This window comes from Acidocella sp. MX-AZ03 (assembly GCF_027626035.1).
Taxonomy (GTDB): Bacteria; Pseudomonadota; Alphaproteobacteria; order Acetobacterales; family Acetobacteraceae; genus Acidocella; species Acidocella facilis.
Window position 1 is genome coordinate 654,617 of record NZ_CP110774.1, and the last position, 16,744, is coordinate 671,360.

At 64.1% G+C, this 16,744-nt stretch carries 15 protein-coding genes and 2 pseudogenes; 15 read left to right on the plus strand and 2 right to left on the minus strand.

Translation table 11 applies throughout. From position 1 onward, the window contains the following. Positions 1-6: 6 nt before the first annotated feature. Positions 7-915 (plus strand): hydrogen peroxide-inducible genes activator, encoded by a 909-nt coding sequence (locus GT370_RS03705; RefSeq protein ID WP_008493146.1) that lies wholly within the window; start codon positions 7-9, stop codon positions 913-915. Positions 916-1,048: 133 nt separating this feature from the next. Here the strand turns inward: GT370_RS03705 and GT370_RS03710 are convergent, their stop codons facing one another. Together GT370_RS03710 and GT370_RS03715 are read right to left on the minus strand one after the other, a co-directional pair. Further along, positions 1,049-1,303, minus strand: a complete 255-nt coding sequence (locus GT370_RS03710) for a DUF3297 family protein (RefSeq protein WP_008493145.1) — start codon at positions 1,301-1,303, stop codon at positions 1,049-1,051. Beyond that, positions 1,300-2,559, minus strand: a complete 1,260-nt coding sequence (locus GT370_RS03715) for a D-alanyl-D-alanine carboxypeptidase family protein (RefSeq protein ID WP_144052659.1) — start codon at positions 2,557-2,559, stop codon at positions 1,300-1,302. Before GT370_RS03715 ends, GT370_RS03710 begins: the two co-directional genes overlap by 4 nt. A gap of 171 nt (positions 2,560-2,730) precedes the next feature. On the opposite strand from GT370_RS03715, the gene lepB reads away from it, so the two are divergent. The 14 genes and pseudogenes from lepB to GT370_RS03785 all read left to right on the plus strand — a co-directional run bounded on the left by lepB (position 2,731) and on the right by GT370_RS03785 (position 16,605). Continuing rightward, positions 2,731-3,495: a signal peptidase I gene (lepB, locus tag GT370_RS03720; protein ID WP_008493143.1), complete on the plus strand. Its 765-nt coding sequence runs from the start codon at positions 2,731-2,733 to the stop codon at positions 3,493-3,495. After that, a pseudogene (gene rnc, locus GT370_RS03725) lies at positions 3,492-4,162 on the plus strand (ribonuclease III). Before lepB ends, rnc begins: the two are co-directional and overlap by 4 nt. Then, complete coding sequence (gene era / locus GT370_RS03730) at positions 4,159-5,052, plus strand: GTPase Era (protein ID WP_008493141.1); 894 nt, start codon at positions 4,159-4,161, stop codon at positions 5,050-5,052. Before rnc ends, era begins: the two are co-directional and overlap by 4 nt. Positions 5,053-5,325: 273 nt before the next feature. Further along, entirely contained in the window at positions 5,326-6,711 is a 1,386-nt protein-coding gene (locus GT370_RS03735) for a hypothetical protein (protein ID WP_270183911.1), read from the plus strand. A gap of 91 nt (positions 6,712-6,802) precedes the next feature. Continuing rightward, positions 6,803-7,579 carry a class I SAM-dependent methyltransferase gene (locus tag GT370_RS03740; protein ID WP_168118393.1) on the plus strand — a complete coding sequence of 259 codons (777 nt, stop codon included), beginning with the start codon at positions 6,803-6,805 and terminating at the stop codon, positions 7,577-7,579. Then, a pseudogene (locus GT370_RS03745) lies at positions 7,570-8,397 on the plus strand (carbon-nitrogen hydrolase family protein). The gene GT370_RS03740 and the pseudogene GT370_RS03745 overlap by 10 nt, the downstream one beginning before the upstream one ends. After that, on the plus strand, positions 8,394-9,152 hold the full coding sequence (locus GT370_RS03750) for an NAD kinase (protein ID WP_008493135.1): 759 nt from the start codon (positions 8,394-8,396) through the stop codon (positions 9,150-9,152). The pseudogene GT370_RS03745 and the gene GT370_RS03750 overlap by 4 nt, the downstream one beginning before the upstream one ends. Positions 9,153-9,345: 193 nt before the next feature. Continuing rightward, positions 9,346-10,437 carry a hypothetical protein gene (locus GT370_RS03755; protein ID WP_270183912.1) on the plus strand — a complete coding sequence of 364 codons (1,092 nt, stop codon included), beginning with the start codon at positions 9,346-9,348 and terminating at the stop codon, positions 10,435-10,437. Continuing rightward, a complete protein-coding gene (locus GT370_RS03760; protein WP_270183913.1) occupies positions 10,392-10,976 on the plus strand; it encodes a hypothetical protein in 585 nt (194 codons plus the stop codon). Before GT370_RS03755 ends, GT370_RS03760 begins: the two co-directional genes overlap by 46 nt. Then, positions 10,973-11,143: a hypothetical protein gene (locus tag GT370_RS03765; RefSeq protein ID WP_270183914.1), complete on the plus strand. Its 171-nt coding sequence runs from the start codon at positions 10,973-10,975 to the stop codon at positions 11,141-11,143. Before GT370_RS03760 ends, GT370_RS03765 begins: the two co-directional genes overlap by 4 nt. A gap of 39 nt (positions 11,144-11,182) precedes the next feature. Further along, positions 11,183-11,653, plus strand: a complete 471-nt coding sequence (gene gpt / locus GT370_RS03770; protein WP_008493133.1) for a xanthine phosphoribosyltransferase — start codon at positions 11,183-11,185, stop codon at positions 11,651-11,653. 137 nt (positions 11,654-11,790) lie between these two features. Further along, a complete protein-coding gene (locus GT370_RS03775) occupies positions 11,791-12,678 on the plus strand; it encodes a DUF817 domain-containing protein (RefSeq protein ID WP_008493132.1) in 888 nt (295 codons plus the stop codon). Positions 12,679-12,932: 254 nt separating this feature from the next. Beyond that, positions 12,933-15,083, plus strand: a complete 2,151-nt coding sequence (pnp, locus tag GT370_RS03780; protein ID WP_008493131.1) for a polyribonucleotide nucleotidyltransferase — start codon at positions 12,933-12,935, stop codon at positions 15,081-15,083. Between the two features lie 283 nt (positions 15,084-15,366). After that, positions 15,367-16,605 (plus strand): MFS transporter, encoded by a 1,239-nt coding sequence (locus tag GT370_RS03785; protein ID WP_051060193.1) that lies wholly within the window; start codon positions 15,367-15,369, stop codon positions 16,603-16,605. Positions 16,606-16,744: the final 139 nt, after the last annotated feature.

Here is a 16,744-nt window from a genome sequence, read left to right on the forward strand (position 1 = left end):
GCCGTCATGGCCTATCTGCCGAGCCCGCAGCAGCTGCGCTATCTGGTGATGCTGGCGGAGACAGGGCATTTCGGCCGCGCGGCCTCGGCCTGCGCGGTCTCGCAATCCACCCTCTCCGCTGGCATCCTGGCGCTGGAGCGTTCGCTCGGTGCCTCGATCCTGGATCGTTCCGCATCCAAGCATCCGGTTTTCACCCCGCTGGGGCTGGAGCTGGTGGCGAAGGCGCGGGCGGCCCTGGCCGCGCTGGCGACGGTGGCGGAGACGGCGGATGCGGCGCGGGCCCCGATGTCCGGCCCGTTGCGGCTGGGAGTGATTCCGACCGTCGGGCCGTTTCTGCTGCCCCGGCTGATGCCGCAGCTGCGCGAGCGCTACCAGGCGCTGAAGCTGTTCCTGCGCGAGGACCAGACCGAGCGGTTGCTGGAGCAGCTGGATGCCGGGATGCTGGATCTGCTGATCCTGGCCGAGCCTTGTGCTTGCGCGGGTGCGGAGACGCTGATGTTGGCGCGCGATGAGTTCCTGGTGGCGCTGCCGCCCGGCCATGTGCTGGCGGCGCGGGCTTCGCTCACCCCGGCGGACCTGGCGGCGGAGCAATTTCTGCTGCTGGAGGATGGGCATTGCCTGCGCGACCAGATGCTGGCGGTGTGCGGCGCCGGGCTGGGGCGCGAGCGCGTGCAGCAGCGTTTTGCCGCAACGTCATTGCACACCTTGATTCAGATGGTGGCGGGCGGCCTGGGGGTGACCTTGGTGCCGGAGCTGGCGGTGCGGGCGGGGCTGGCCAAGGGCACCGGGGTGGAGCTGCGCAAATTGGAAGGCGGCAGCGGGTGGCGCAGCCTGGCGCTGGCCTGGCGGGAAGGCAGCCCGCGCGCGCCGGAATATCGCGCCTTGGCCCCGGTCATCGCCGAGGCTTGTATTTAGGGAGCAAAAGTTTTTGGGGTGTGGCCCTTTTTTCAAAAAGGGCCACGAAACGTTCGGGGCTTTGGCATGTGTTTGCCAAAGCCCCGAACGTTCTTCGCCGCTTTTTTGTAAAAAAGCGGCACCAAAAAACTTTTTACCCTTCGGCCTTGGGCTCTTCGCGGAAATACGCCTCCACGCTGCCCTTGAGCTTCACCGTCAGGGGCTTGCCCTTGCGGTCCACCGCCTTGCCGGCGGCAACCCGCACCCAGCCCTCGGAGATGCAATATTCCTCGACATTATTCTTCTCGACGCCATTGAAGCGAATGCCGATACCGCGCTCCAGAATCGCCTCATTGAAGAATTTGCTGTCCTGATCGATGCTCAGGCGGTCGGGCGGGGAGTCGGTCATAGCATTTTCCGTATCTTGTTTTTCAGTTTGGTGATGAAGCTCGCCGGCGGAGAATCCGCCAGGGCGATCACCGGCGCGCTCGCCAGTTCCTTGCCATTGGCGCTGTACGTCACCGTACCCAGCGTCTCGCCTTTCTTCACGCCGGGCGTCAGGTCGGCGGTGTAGGTGATGCTGTGGGTGATCGCCTTCTGCGCGTCCACCGGCACCGTCAGCACGAGATCCTGCGCGGTGCCGACAGCGACCTGGCCGCTATTCAAAGCCTCGCTCTTCAGCGTGTCGATCGGCTGGTTGGCGCTGGCGATCTGCATGTCGGTGAAGAAGCGCTGGCCATAATCCAGCAGGCTCTCCACCGCCGCGGTGCTCTCACCCCAGGTGGGGCCACCGGTGACGACGGCGATGAACCTCATATCGCCGCGCTTGGCGGTGGCATCGATGCAATGGCCGGCCTCGCGGGTCAGGCCGGTCTTCAGCCCGTCCACCGTGGGGTCCTTGAACAGCACCGGGTTCCAGCTGCGCTGGGTGATGCCGCCATAGGTGTAGCTCTGCTCCTTGGAGATATCGAGGATCTCCGGCTCGTCCTGCAGAATCGCGCGCGACAGCTTGGCGACATCCATGGAGGAGGTGCGCAGCGCCGGGTCGGGCAGGCCGGTCGGGTTGGTGTAGTTGGTGTCGGTCATGTCCAGCTTGCGGGCCGTGTCGTTCATCATCTGCACGAAGGCGCCGGTGGAGCCGGCAACCTCCTCGGCCAGCGCGGTGGCGGCGTCATTGCCGGAGACGATGATGAGGCCATGCAGCAGCTGGTCCACATTCACCACGGAGCTGGGCTGGATGAACATGGTGGAGCCCTGCTGGTGCCAGGCATCGACCGAGACCGGCACGGTCTGGTCCAGCTTCAGGCTGCCATGATGGATGGCCTGAAAGACCAGATGCGCGGTCATCAGCTTGGTCAGGCTGGCAGGGGGCACCTGCAGATGCGGCGCGGCCTCGGCGATGATGGCGCCGGTCTTGGCGTCCATCAGCACATAGGAGGTCATGTCCGGCAGCGCCGGCGGCTGCGGGGTGTTCTTGTCGGCGATCGGGCTGTCGGGCGTGGGCGCCGGGCCGGTGGGCGCGGCGGTGGCGCCGATCTTCCCGGTATCGCCATTGGCGCCCGAATCGGCGGCCGTGGCGGCATGTTGCGTCTTCGCCAGAACCGGCGAGGCGGCGGCCAAAGCGATGGCAAGGGTGGCACATGACAGGCCAGACAGTCTCAGCATAGGCGATCCACACTCCAGGCTTATTGGGGCGGGGCCTGTCTGCACCCGAACCGCCGCGCCGCGCAAGGCGTCGCGCGTTAACGGCTTGTAACCGCGCCGCATCAGACCGGCGTTTCTTGACAAGCGGCGTGGCGCTTGTTTGAAGCGCCAATCTTGCGGGAAAAGGGTTTCATGGCACGGCGCGGCAAAGAATCAGGCGGTCTGGGCGAATTCATCAAAACGGTCGTCTATGCCGGGTTGATCGCGGTGGGCATCCACACCTTCCTGTTCGAACCTTTTTACATCCCGTCCGGCTCGATGGTGCCGACGCTGCTGGTCGGTGACTATCTGGTCGTCGATAAATTCGCCTATGGCTACTCGCATTATTCGCTGCCCTTCGCGCCGGACTGGTTCAAGGGCCGGATTTTCGGGCGGATGCCCAAGCGCGGCACCGTGGTGGTGTTCCGCCCGCCCGGCGCCCCGGATGAGGATTACATCAAGCGCGTGATCGGCCTGCCCGGCGATACGGTGCAGATGATCGCCGGGCAGCTCTATATCAACGGCAAGGAAGTCCCGCGGACCTTTGTCGGTGATTATACCGACACCTCGTCGGGCGCGCCGGTGGTGACCAAGGATTACCAGGAAACCCTGCCGGGCGGCGTTACCCATGCCATCCTGAAAGTGACCAACGCGCCGGAGAATGAAGGCGGGGTCGATCCCAATAACACCCCGCTCTATACCGTGCCGCCGGGCGATCTCTTCATGATGGGCGATAACCGGGATAATTCCGAGGATTCGCGCTTCATGGACGGGCCGGTCGGCTATGTGCCGGTGGAGAATGTCATCGGCCCGGCGGAGATCATCTTCTTCTCTATCGATTTGCGGCACCCGTTCTGGCAGATCTGGCAATGGCCGTTTGAGATCCGCTGGGGCCGGATGCTGCACGGCATCAAGTGACCCGCACGGAAATCGCCGCCGCCTTTCTGGGACATGAGTTCTCCCGGCCCGCGCTGCTGAGCGAGGCGCTGACCCATCGCTCCGCCGCCGGGGCGAAGGGGGTCGGCTCGAATGAGCGGCTGGAATTCATCGGCGACCGGGTGCTGGGGCTGATCGTCGCGGAATGGCTGAGCGAGCGCTTTCCCAATGAGCAGGAGGGCAAGCTCGGCCCGCGCCTGGCGGCTCTGGTCTCCAAGCCGGCGCTGGCGGCGGTGGCGGAGGCGCATAATGTCGGCGCCATGCTCAATGTGGCACCGGGCGAGGCCAAGCGCGGGGTGAGCACCCAGCCCAACGTGCTGGCGGATGCGGTGGAGGCGATGATCGGCGCGCTCTATCTCGATGCCGGCTGGAAGCCGCGCGCGCCTTTGTGCATCGCGTGCTGGAAGATGTCGTGGAGGCGCAAGCGGCCCCGCCAAAGGACCCGAAGACCGCGCTGCAGGAATGGGCGCTCAAGCGCGGCCAGATTTTGCCGCTTTACGAAACGCTGGAGCAATCCGGCCCCTCGCACGCGCCGCTTTTCGTGGTACGGGTGAGTGTAGGCGTTGAAAGCGCCACTGCGCAAGCGGGCGCCAAGCGCGCCGCCGAACAAGAGGCGGCGCGGCTTTTATTAGGACAGTTACCAAAATGACCAAATGCGGCTTCATCGCGCTCATCGGCGCCCCCAATGCCGGCAAATCCACCCTTCTCAACCGGCTGACCGGGGCGAAGGTTTCCATCGTCAGCCCGAAGGCGCAGACCACCCGGGCGCGGGTGCTGGGCATCCTGGTGCGTGACGAGACGCAGCTGATCTTCGTCGATACGCCGGGCATTTTCGCGCCCAAGCGCCGGCTGGACAAGGCGATGGTGGAAGCCGCCTGGAACGGCGCCGGCGAGGCGGATCTGCGCTTCCTGCTGGTGGATGCCAAGCATGGCCTCACCGAAGGCGTGCGCGACATCGCCGCCAAGCTGGCCGAGACCGGCGCGCGACTCTCGCTGGTGCTCAACAAGATCGATCTGATCGACCGCCAGGAGCTGTTGCCGATGGCGCAGGCGGCGGCGGCGATGGCGAAGTTCGAGGAGGTCTTCATGATCTCCGCGCAGAGCGGCGACGGGATCGAGGCGCTATTGGATTATTGCGTGGCGCAGATGCCAGAGAGCCCGTATCTCTATCCCGAGGATGAGATGACGGACCTGCCGGACCGCCAGCTCGCGGCCGAAATCGTGCGCGAGCAGATTTTCCTGCAGACCCGCGACGAGGTGCCCTACGGCGCCACGGTGGAGACTGAGAGCTTCAAGGAGCAGCGCAACGGCTCCATCCGCATCGATGCGGTGATCTATGTCGCCCGCGAGGGGCATAAGGCGATTTTGATCGGCGCCAAGGGCACCCGGATCAAGGAGATCGGCAGCCGGGCGCGCCAAGAGCTGGAACGGCTGATGGAGGTGAAGGTGGATCTGTTCCTGCGCGTGGTCGAACGGCCGGGCTGGGACGAGGAAGCCGCGCGCATCCGCGCCGCCGGGCTCGATCTGCCGCGTGGCTGAGGCGTTCTGAGGACCATCGGCGAGGGCAGGGGGCGGACGCGCTGGGCTTGGCACGCCCTGGCTCTGGCCGCCTATCTCGCCAGCGCGCTGGTGGTGAGCTGGCATGGGACGGATTTGCACCAGGACGTGCTGGGCGTTGGAGCTGACCCATATATTTATGTGTGGTTCTTCGCCTGGTGGCCCTATGCGATCAGTCACCACCTCGATCCACTCTTTACGCATCTCTTGTGGCAACCAGGCGGCCTCAATCTCGGTTGGACGACCAGCGTGCCGGTGCTGGCATTGTTGGCCTACCCGATCACGGCTTTGTTTGGGCCGCTCGCGGCGTATGATGCGCTGATGGTCGCAGCGCCCGCCTGCGCGGCCCTGAGCGCCTATGCGCTGTGCCTGCATTTGTGCCGCAAGCCGGGGGCTGCTCTGGTTGGCGGATGGGTGTTTGGTTTTTCTAGCTATACTGCGGCGCATATCAACGAGCATTTAAACCTGGAATGGACGGCGCTGCTGCCCTTGCTGGTGCTGGTGGCGCTGCGGCGAATGCAGGGCCAGGGGAAGCGGCGCGGCACGGTTGTGGCGCTGGCGCTGTTGCTGGCGGCGCAGGCGGGAATCGCGATAGAGCTCTTGGCTACAAGCTGCTTGATGGCGGCCCTGGCATGGCTGTTGGCCTGGTGGCGCCTGCCGGATTGGCGCAAGCGGCTTTGGCTTTTGGCGCAGGATGTGATGTTGGCGGCACCGTTGACGCTGCTTCTATTGGCGCCGCTGCTATGGGCGATGTTTGGCCGGCCGCATGATCTGGCGTTGCCAAAAATGTGGCCGGAGTTTTTCTCGATCGACCCGCTCAATTTCTTCTTCCCGACCTTCACAACTTGGCTTGGTGGCCATGCGTTCATGCCGCTCACGAGCTATTTCGGCGGCACCTGGGGTGAGCAGACAGGCTATCTCGGTTTGCCAATGATGTTCATCGTCTGGCGCTATCTGCGCCGGGCCAGCGGCTTTGCGCGCTGGGTATTTCTTTGCACAATGTTGCTGAGCCTGGGGCCGGTGCTGGTGATTCATAGCAGCCCAACCTTCCTGATTCTCCCGTGGCGGATTATGCTCAGCCTGCCTTTGCTTAACAAAGCCTTGCCGGCGCGGATGATGGTTTATGCGTTTTTGCTGGCCGGATTGTTCACGGCTTTATGGCTGGCTGGAACCACCTCACGGTGGCGCTGGTTGGCGGCCGGGCTGGCGGTTATGTGGCTATGGCCGGCTCCCGCCCCAGTAGAGGCGATTCCGGTCCAGCGCTTCTTCAACAAGACCGAAATCATGCAATATCTCGGCCCCGATCGACGGGTGCTGGTTTTGCCCTGGGGAATCAAGAGCCCTTCGATGTACTGGCAGGTGACCAGCGGCTTCAGCTATTCGCAGGTCGGCGGCTATCTGGTGTTTCCGCCGGCCCGGGTGCAGGCGGATGGCGTTTTGATGAAGCTGTTTTTTGACATGATCGGCCCTGACACACTGGCTGATCTGAAAGCCTACGCCCTGGCCAGCGGTGTGCAGGATGTCATCGTTGTGCCCGGCACCGATCCGCGGCTGGCGGCCGGCATTGCCGGCTGGGGCTGGCCAGCGCGGCAGGTGGATGGGGTGAGCCTCTACACGGCGCCCTCGCCAAACCCGCAATGAGCTGGCTGCCCGTCCAGCAATGGACGTAACGACCTACAAATGCTTTGTTTGCCCGGTAAAGCGAAGACGCGATGAACCTGGTGGAGTGCCCTTGGAACGCGAGGCTTACGATGAAATGGCGGCGCTGGAGGAGGCGCATTGGTGGTTCGTGGGGCGTCGACATGTGCTCGACGCGGTCATTCGAAGCCTGAACTTCCCGTCTGAAGCCCGGATTCTGGAGCTTGGGTCCGGAACCGGCGGTAATTTTTCCATGCTCAGCCAATTCGGGCATGTGACGGCGGTTGAACGTGACGAGGCGGCGCGGGATTATGCCAGCCGCCGTCCTGAGAAGGTCGCTTTGTTCGCCGGCGCATTGCCGGACGATATTCCCTTCACTGATCAGCGTTTCGATCTGGTCTGTCTGCTCGATGTGCTTGAGCATGTTGAGGATGATTTGGGCACGCTGCGGCGCGTGGCCTCGCTACTCGTCCCTCGCGGCAAGGCGGTGATCACGGTTCCCGCCTACCAGTTCCTGTATGGGCCGCATGACCTCCAGCTCCACCATAAGCGCCGCTATGGCGCCGCGCAACTGCGGGGGTTGTTGCAGCAGGCGGGGCTGCAGCCGCGTATGTTCGGCTTCATGAACAGCGCTTTGCTGCCTTTGGCCTGTATAGCACGGATCATCGATAAGCTGCCGGGCCGCAAGAGTTCTTTGGGGCGCACGCCGCCAGGCGTTATATTGAATACCCTGCTTACTCATATCTTCGGCTTTGAGGCTAAATTGGTCGGCCGTATGAGTTTGCCGTTTGGTTTGTCGCTGCTAACGATCGTTGAGCCCATACCCGGGGAAGTCGCCCGGTCGGAGCAGGAGGTGCTGAAATGCGCATAGCCGTCATTCAAATGTCGCCGCAGGCGGATAAGGCGCAGAACATCGCCCAGGCCCGTGCCTTGATCGAGGCGGCAATGGCGGCGGAGCAGCCGGATCTGGTGGTGCTGCCGGAGATCTGGACCTGCCTGGGCGGCGACCGGGCGCAGAAATTCGCCGCTGCCGAGCCGCTCCCGGCCCCAGGCGGGCAGGGGGGCGAGGCTTATGAATTCCTGCGCGCCATGGCGGTGGAGAACAACATCCATGTGCATGGCGGCTCGATCGGCGAGTTGGCCGGGGAAAAGCTGTTCAACACCTCGCTGGTGTTCAACCCCCAAGGCGAGGAGCTGGCCCGCTACCGCAAGATCCATCTGTTCGACATCGTCACCCCGAATGGCGAGGGCTACCGGAGAGCGCCACCTACGGCGCCGGCGAGGAGGTCGTCACCTTCGAGATGCAGGGTGTGAGGATCGGCGTCGCGATCTGCTATGATCTGCGCTTTGCCGAATTGTTCCTGGCGCTGCGCCGCCAGGGGCGGAAATCATCCTGCTGCCCGCCGCCTTCACCTTGCAGACCGGCAAGGACCATTGGGAGGTGCTGCTGCGCGCCCGGGCGATCGAGACGCAATGCTGGGTCGCCGCCGCCGCCTGTACCGGCGTGCATCACGATGCCGGTGGCGAGCCGCGTTATACCTATGGCCATTCGATGATCATCGATCCCTGGGGCATGTCGTCGCCAAAGCCTCCGACGGGCTGGGCTTCGCCAGCGCGCGGATCGACCATGAGCTGACCGCGCGCACCCGCGCCAACATGCCCGTGCTCGCGCATCGCAAGCTCGCATGAAGCTCGCTTTCATCGCCGCGCAGACGGAGGGGGCCCGGGCCGCGCGCGCGCGGCTGCAAGGGCTCTATGGCGACCATGAGGTGAAAGCGGCCGATGTCATCGTCGCGCTGGGCGGGGACGGGCTGATGCTGGAATGCCTGCATCAGGTGCTGGGCAGCTCCATGCCGGTCTATGGCATGAATTGCGGCTCGGTCGGCTTCATGATGAACGAATATCACGAGGATGATCTGGCGGCGCGCATCGGCCGAGCGCAGCCCTCGCTGCTGCACCCGCTGCGCATGCATGCGGTCACCGCCTCCGGCGTGGTGGAAGAGGCGATGGCGCTGAACGAGGTCTCGCTGCTGCGCCAGGGGCGCCAGGCGGCGAAGATCCGTATCTCGGTGGATCAGCGCGAGCGCCTGGCGGAGCTGATCTGCGATGGGGTGCTGATCTCCACCCCCGCCGGCTCCACCGCCTATAACCTCTCCGCGCATGGGCCGATCGTCCCGCTTTCGGCCAATCTGCTGCCGCTGACACCCATCTCCGCCTTCCGTCCCAGGCGCTGGCGCGGCGCGCTGCTGCCGGCCACGGTGGATGTGCTGTTCGAAGTGCTGGAGCCGGAAAAACGCCCTGTGGCGGCGGTGGCGGATTTCACCGAGGTGCGGGATGTGATTTCTGTGGCGGTGCATGAGGATCGCAGCGTGGGTGCCACGGTGCTGTTCGACCCGGACCGGGCACTTTCGGAACGCATCATCACCGAGCAATTCACGGTCTGACGCGAGCGGGATCGTAGACGCCGTTTTGGCCGGCTTGTAGGGTTCAGCCATTGCCCGCGGCGCGCGCTGGTAGAGCAATAGTGTTTAGGTTGACGCGGGAGCGTCAAGATAACCACATAAAATAGCTCGCAAAAGCAAAAGTGAGCGCATCAAGCTAAAAGCTCGATGCGCTCAAGGCAGGGAGGTGTCTCACGTGCTCGAACTCCGCCAGATCCTGTTCGGCGACACGCCCGTGCCCATGGCTTTGCCCGTGCCGGAGGTGCGGCTGGTGATCTGGGACCTGGATGGGGTCGGCTGGCATGGCACGCTGGCCGAAGACGGGATAAGCCCCCGGCCGGAATGGCCAGTGATACTGGCCACGCTGGTGGGGCGCGGCATCATGAACAGCATCTGTTCGAAGAACGATCTGGAGGCCGCCAGAGCCACGCTGCAGGGGCAGGGGGTCTGGGAGCATTTCATCTTCCCCAGCATCGACTGGACGCCAAAGGGCGCGCGCCTGGCCGCCCTGGTGGAGGCGGTGCAGCTACGGCCGGAAACCATCCTGTTCATCGATGACGAGCCGGCCAATCTGGCCGAGGCGCGGTTCCACGTGCCCGGCCTGCAGACCGCCGGGCCGGAGATTGTTGCTGGCTTGCTGGATGACCCCCGCCTGGCCGGCAAGCCGGACCCGGCGCATGCACGCCTGGCTCAATATCGCCAGCTGATGGCGCGCCAACAGGCGTTCAGCGCCACCAAGGATGGGCATCTGGCCTTCCTGCGCGCGAGCCATGTGCGGGTGAGCATCGAGCACGATGTGGAGCCGCATCTGGATCGCGCGATCGAGCTGATCAACCGGACCAACCAGCTGAATTTCACCAAATCCAGACTGCCGGAAGATCTTGAGGCGGCGCGCGCGCAGCTGCGTGCCACGCTGGTGCGCGCCGATGTGTTTGCCGGGCTGGTGCGGGTGATCGACGATTACGGCGATTATGGGTTTGCCGGGTTTTATTGCGGCAAGATGTTCTTTGGCCAGCGCACGCTGACGCAGTTCTGTTTTTCCTGCCGTGTCCTCAATCTGGGGGTGGAGGCCTTCATTTATCGGCATATCGCCAGCCCGGCGCTGAAGATCGTCGGCGAGGTGGCGGGGATCCGTTCCGCGCCACCGAGATTGACTGGATCACGCTCGACGCGTCCTCCAGCTTCACCCCGGCGCGCGGGCCTAAATTGGTGGACAGGCTGGTGTTACGCGGCGGCTGTGAGATGCAGGCGCTGGCGCATTATCTGCGCCCGCTGGCCGATGAGGTGAGCGAAGAGCTGGCGGCGGCGCGGGGCAACCGGGCCTTTCGGATTGAGCATTCGATGTTCCTGGACCACGCGCTGTCACCCCCCGAAGGCGAGATACGCGCGGCGCTGGAAGCGCTCGGCCATGAGGCGGCGGATTGGCGCTCGGCCTTGAGCGACCCCCGGCCGGGCAAACGCGAGGCCTGGGTCTTCTCCCTCTGGGTCGATGATTTCATGCAGCTCTACAAACACAAGACACTGCCTTTGACGCTGCCCTTCGCCGCCCAGGGCGATGCCCGCGCGACTCAGGACCTGACGCGGTTTTCGCCCGAGGCGATGCGCGACATCATGACCGAGCCCGCGCATTATGAGGCGTGGGAGACATTGCGGCGGGATTATTGGTGTGTCGGCCCGCTATTTGAGTATCTGTTGGAGCCGGTCATTCACCGGCTGATGGCGGCGGCACGGCGCCAGGGGCGGTGGTGGTGTTCCTGCTCGCCCCCAGCCGATGGCGCCACCGGGCGGATGAGCCCGCGCATCCAAGGCCCAGCGCCGCCCGCATGAATGGCTGGCTGCAGGCCATGGCGCCCGACGCGCATTTCGTCGATCCATGGGAGTTCGCGCCGCCGGACGCGGTTTATCCCGACATCCTGCATTTCGACCGGCTGGTCTATTGCCATGCGGCCGCTCACATCGCGGAGTTGATCGAAACCCAGCTCAGCCCCGTATGATCTTGCTCCTGCCGTTACGCTTCATTAAGGGCAACCGCCATGGCACAGCATTATTTCACCGTCACCTGGGACCAGCTACACCGTGACGCCAAGGCGCTTTCCTGGCGTTTGCATGCGGCGGGGCCGTGGAAGGGCATTGTGGCGGTCACGCGCGGCGGGCTGATCCCGGCCGCGATCATCGCCCGCGAACTGGATTGCCGGCTGATCGAATGTATCTGCGTCGTCACCTATGACGACGAGACTCGCGGCGAGCCGCATGTCACCAAGCCGGCCCCGGCGGCGGGCGATGGCGAGGGCTGGCTGATCATCGACGATCTGGTCGATAGCGGCACCACCGCCCGGCATGTGCGCGCGCTGCTGCCCAAGGCGCATTTCGCCACGGTCTATGCCAAGCCCGCCGGCAAGCCGACGGTGGATACGTTCATCACCGAGGTCAGCCAGGATACCTGGATTTTGTTTCCGTGGGATACCGAGCCGCAATTCGTCGCGCCTTTGGCGCGCAAGAGCTAAAGCTAAAGATTGCAAAAGTTTTTTGGGGCCGCTTTTTCAAAAAAGCGGCGAAAATGTTCGGGGTGGGGGCAATGAGGTTGTTACCGCTCCGGACATTTCTCGGCGCCTGTCGCCGCAAACCGTGCTAACGGGCTGGCATGACCGGGCCTGAAAGCCAAGCCGCGCTCTGGCCGGTCCTGCGCGGGGCGATCGGCTGGGAAGCGCGGCTTGGCGATGACATGGCCACGCGCGGGCCAGTTGCCCGGTTCGCGTATGAATTTCTACGCTTTGGCATCAAGCAGGGCTGGGCCTGCCTGTTCGGCGGGCTGCTGCTGGCGCTGGCGATCCTCACCCGGTTTCTGTATCCCACCCACGCGCTGCTTACCCGGCTGGATTTTCTCTTCCTCGCCGCCCTGGCCATCCAGGCCGGAATGCTGCGCTTCCGGCTGGAAAGCTGGGCCGAGGCGCGGGTGATTCTGGTGTTTCACATCACCGGCATGGTCATGGAAATCTTCAAAACCGCCATCGGCGCCTGGACCTATCCCGAGCCGACGCATTTCCACCTGGGCGGCGTGCCGCTGTTCACCGGCTTCATGTATGCCGCCATCGGGTCTTATCTGTTCCGGACCTGGCGGCTGCTCAGCCTTCGTTTCACCCATCACCCGAATCTGCCCGCCTTATGCGCCCTGGCGCTGGCTATCTATGTGAATTTTTTCACCGATCATGATCTGCCGGATGCTCGCTATCTGCTGCTGCTCGCCGCCATTCTGCTGTTCGGCCGCACCCGGGTTTATTACCGGCCCTGGCGGCGTGAGCGCTGGATGCCGCTGCTGCTGGGCTTCTTTCTGGTCGCGTTGTTCATCTGGTTCGCGGAGAATATCGGCACCTTCACCGAGATCTGGCGTTACCCGGACCAGAGGGCGGCCTGGCACATGGTTTCCTTCACGAAGCTGCTCTCCTGGTTCCTGTTGATGCTGGTCTCCTACACGCTGGTGGCACTGGCCCAAAGGCGGGCGGTGAGGGGGCAAGCTAGCCTTGCCGGGTAAAACCGGCTAGACAACCGCAGCCGTGCCATGGTGGCGCGGCGTTTTCTGCGGCCGTTCGGGGCAAAAACGCCATCGGGATGATCCGCGCCGTCGCCGGTTTTGAAACCTTGCGGCGTTTCCGGCCACATGGTCCGTGGTTGCGGGTTTCTTGCCCCAGCCAGACCCATGCCGCCCGAGGCGCCGCCCCGAAAACCCGGCTGTCTGCGTATGATTCCCCTTGGGCTCTGCTCCGCACGCCGCGACGGAGTCCGTGTATGTTCGATAAATTCTTCCGCAAAGAGATGGAGTGGGGTGGCAAGACCCTGATTCTGGAGACCGGCAAGGTTGCCCGCCAGGCTGATGGCGCTGTCGTCGCCTCCTATGGCGACACTGTTGTGCTCGCCACCGTGGTCGGCGCCAAATCCGCCAAGCCGGGGCAGGATTTCTTCCCGCTGACCGTGAACTACCAGGAGAAATTCTACGCTGCCGGCCGCATTCCCGGTGGCTTCTTCAAGCGCGAAGGCCGCCCGACCGAGAAGGAGACGCTGGTCTCCCGCCTGATCGACCGCCCGATCCGCCCGCTCTTCCCCGAAGGCTTCCGCAATGAAGTGCAGGTTGTGGTGAACGTGCTGAGCCATGATCTGGACAATGATCCGGACGTGGTCGGCCTGGTGGCGGCCTCCGCCGCGCTGACCCTCTCCGGCATTCCGTTCTTCGGCCCGGTGGGTGCGGCCCGCGTTGGCTACATCAACGGCGCGTATGTGCTGAACCCGACCACCAGCGAGCGCGAAGAGAGCAAGCTGGACCTGGTGCTCGCCGGCACCACCGAAGGCGTGCTGATGGTCGAGTCCGAGGCCTCCGAGCTCTCCGAAGAGGTGATGCTGGGCGCGGTCACCTTCGGCCATCAGAGCTTCCAGCCGGTGATCCAGGCGATCATCGAGCTGGCCGAATCCGCCGCCAAGGAGCCGTGGGATCTGCCGGAGGAATCCGAGGAGACCAAGACCCTGAAGGCGCGCGTGGATGCGCTGGCCCGCGCCGCCATCACCGAGGCCTACAAGGAGACGCAGAAGCAGGTCCGTTACGAGAAGCTGGCCGCCGCCAAGAAAGAGGCCGCCGCCAAGCTGACCGAGGAAGGGCTGAACGCCGAGGCCGCCAAGGGGCTGTTCAAGGCGCTGGAAGCGGATATCGTCCGTAACGCCATCCTGGATACCGGCCTGCGCATCGATGGCCGCGACACCAAGACCGTCCGCCCGATCCTCTCCGAGGTTGGTGTGCTGCCGCGCACCCATGGTTCGGCGCTGTTCACCCGTGGCGAGACCCAGGCGCTGGTCGTGGCCACGCTGGGCACCGCTCAGGACGAGCAGGTGGTGGATGCCATCGAGGGCGAGTTCAAGGAGCATTTCATGCTCCATTACAACTTCCCTCCGTTCTCCGTCGGTGAGACCGGCCGCATGGGCTCACCCGGCCGCCGCGAAATCGGCCATGGCAAGCTGGCCTGGCGCGCGGTTCACCCGCTGCTGCCGACCAAGGAAGCCTTCCCCTACACGCTGCGCGTTGTCTCCGAGATCACCGAGTCCAACGGCTCCTCCTCCATGGCCACCGTCTGCGGCACCTCGCTGTCGCTGATGGATGCCGGCGTGCCGCTGAAATCCCCGGTGGCGGGCATCGCCATGGGCCTGATCAAGGAAGATAAGGGCTTCGCGGTTCTGTCCGACATTCTGGGCGACGAGGATCACCTCGGCGACATGGATTTCAAGGTGGCCGGCACCGAAGAGGGCATCACCGCCCTGCAGATGGACATCAAGATCACCTCGATCACCCCGGAGATCATGAAGATCGCTCTGGAGCAGGCCAAGGGTGGGCGCCTGCACATCCTCGGCGAGATGGCCAAGGCGATCACCGGCAATCGCGACGGCGTCTCCGCCAACGCGCCGAAGATCGTCACCACCTCCGTGCCGAAGGACAAGATCCGCGACGTGATCGGCACCGGCGGCAAGGTGATCCGCGACATCGTCGAGAAGACCGGCGCCAAGGTGGATATCGGCGATGACGGCACGGTGAAGATCGCCGCTTCCGACGACAAGAAGATCCAGGCGGCCCTCGACATGATCAAGGGCATCGTGGCGGAGCCGGAAGTCGGCGTGATCTATAATGGCAAGGTCGTGAAGACCGCCGATTTCGGCGCCTTCGTGAACTTCCTCGGCGCCAAGGACGGCCTCGTCCATATCTCCGAGCTGGCCCAGGGCCGGGTTGCCAAGACCACCGATGTGGTCAAGCAGGGCGATGCGGTGAAGGTGAAGGTCATCGGCTTCGATGATCGCGGCAAGGTGAAGCTCTCCATGCGCGTGGTCGACCAGGAGACCGGCGCGGACATCTCCGACCAGGTTGGCTCCACCAAGGGCAAGCGCGAGCAGGCCGAAGGTTAAAAAAGTTTTTGGGGTGCAGCCCTTTTTTCAAAAAGGGCTGCAAAACGTTCGGGGCGGTGGCACCGGCGTTGCCAAAACCCCAAACGTTCTTCGCCGCTTTTTTGAAAAAAAGCGGCCCCTCCGGCGGCCTTCCACCGCCGCATAGCGGCGGCGGAACCTTCGCCGCCTTCGCCCAAAAACTTTTGCGCGGCGCCCTCTGGGCGCCGTTTTGCGTTGCGGCGGCGCGCTTGCCATAATCGCCTGAACCAGCAGGGGATGTGGGTGAATGACACAACAAGGGCGCGTGTCGCGGGCCAGACTGATCGCCGCCGCTTCGGCCGGCAATGCGCTCGAATTCTACGATTTCATGGTCTATGGCTATTTCGCCCTGGCGATCGGCCAGAGCTTCTTTCCCGCCCATAGCCAAACCGCCCGGCTGCTGCTCACCTTCGGCACCTTTGGCGTCTCCTTCTTCGCGCGGCCGATCGGCGCCATCATCCTCGGGCGGCTGGCCGATGTGAAAGGCCGCGCCTTCTGCATGATCCTCTGCGTGGCGATGATGAGCCTCGCCTCCTTGTTCATGGCCATTCTGCCCGGCCATGCGCAGATCGGGCTGTGGGCGCCGTTCGGCATCCTGGCCGCGCGCTTGCTGCAGGGGCTCGCCCTGGGCGGCGAATTCGGCAGCTCCACGGCGCTGATGATCGAGCATTCCGAAGGAGCGGAGACGCATGCGGCCAGCTTCCAGGGCATCAGCCAGAACATTTCCGGGCTGCTGGCGGTGGGGGTGGCCTGGCTGCTCTCGCTGCATCCGCAAGGGTTTTTCGGGCTGCAGAATTTCCGCATCGCCTTTTTGCTGGGGGCGATTGGCGGTGTGGTCGTGCTGATCCTGCGCAGGCGGCTGGAGGATGCGCCTTCCTTCAAGCGCCAGCAGGCGGAAAACCCGGGCCGGCACCCGATCCTGCCCGGCGCGATCATCATCGCCGGCGGCCTGGTGGCGATCGGCACGGCGCAGACCTATCTGGGGCTCTACCTGCCCACCTACGCCACCACGCAGCTGCATATGCAGCCGCACAAGGCGCTCTCCGCGATATTCATCCTGTATCTGATCCTGATGCTGATCATCCCGCTGCGGCTATTCCTGGCGCGGCTGTTCGACCGGACCGGCAATGTCGGGCTGATGATCGGCTCCTGCATCGGCATGGCGGTGGTGGCCTATCCGGCTTTCACCCTGCTGCAGCATTATCCCACCGAGGCGGCTTTGTTCTGCATGCCGATCCTCTTCAATCTGGTGGCGCTGCCCTATAACGCGCCGCTGAACGGGTTCATGGGGCTGGTGTTCCCGATCCAGGGCCGCGGGATCGGTCTTTCCACCGGCTATTCCATCGGTATCGCTCTGTTTGGCGGTTCGGCGCCGTTCATCTTCACCTGGCTGATCGCGCAAACCGGCAGCCCGCGCAGCCCGGCCCTGTATCTGGTGGTGACGGCCTTGATCACGCTGGCGGCGATCTGGGCGGCGCAGCGGCGGATGAGATTATATAGATAATCGTTTTTGGGGCCGCTCTTTGTCGCAACGCGCCATCCCAAAAACATTGGGGCTGTCCCAGATAAGTTTCAGGCTTATATCTTCAACGTCTTGAAGGATCAGCATTATTTCGATCATTGCAGGGTTTCGCCTTTTGCCC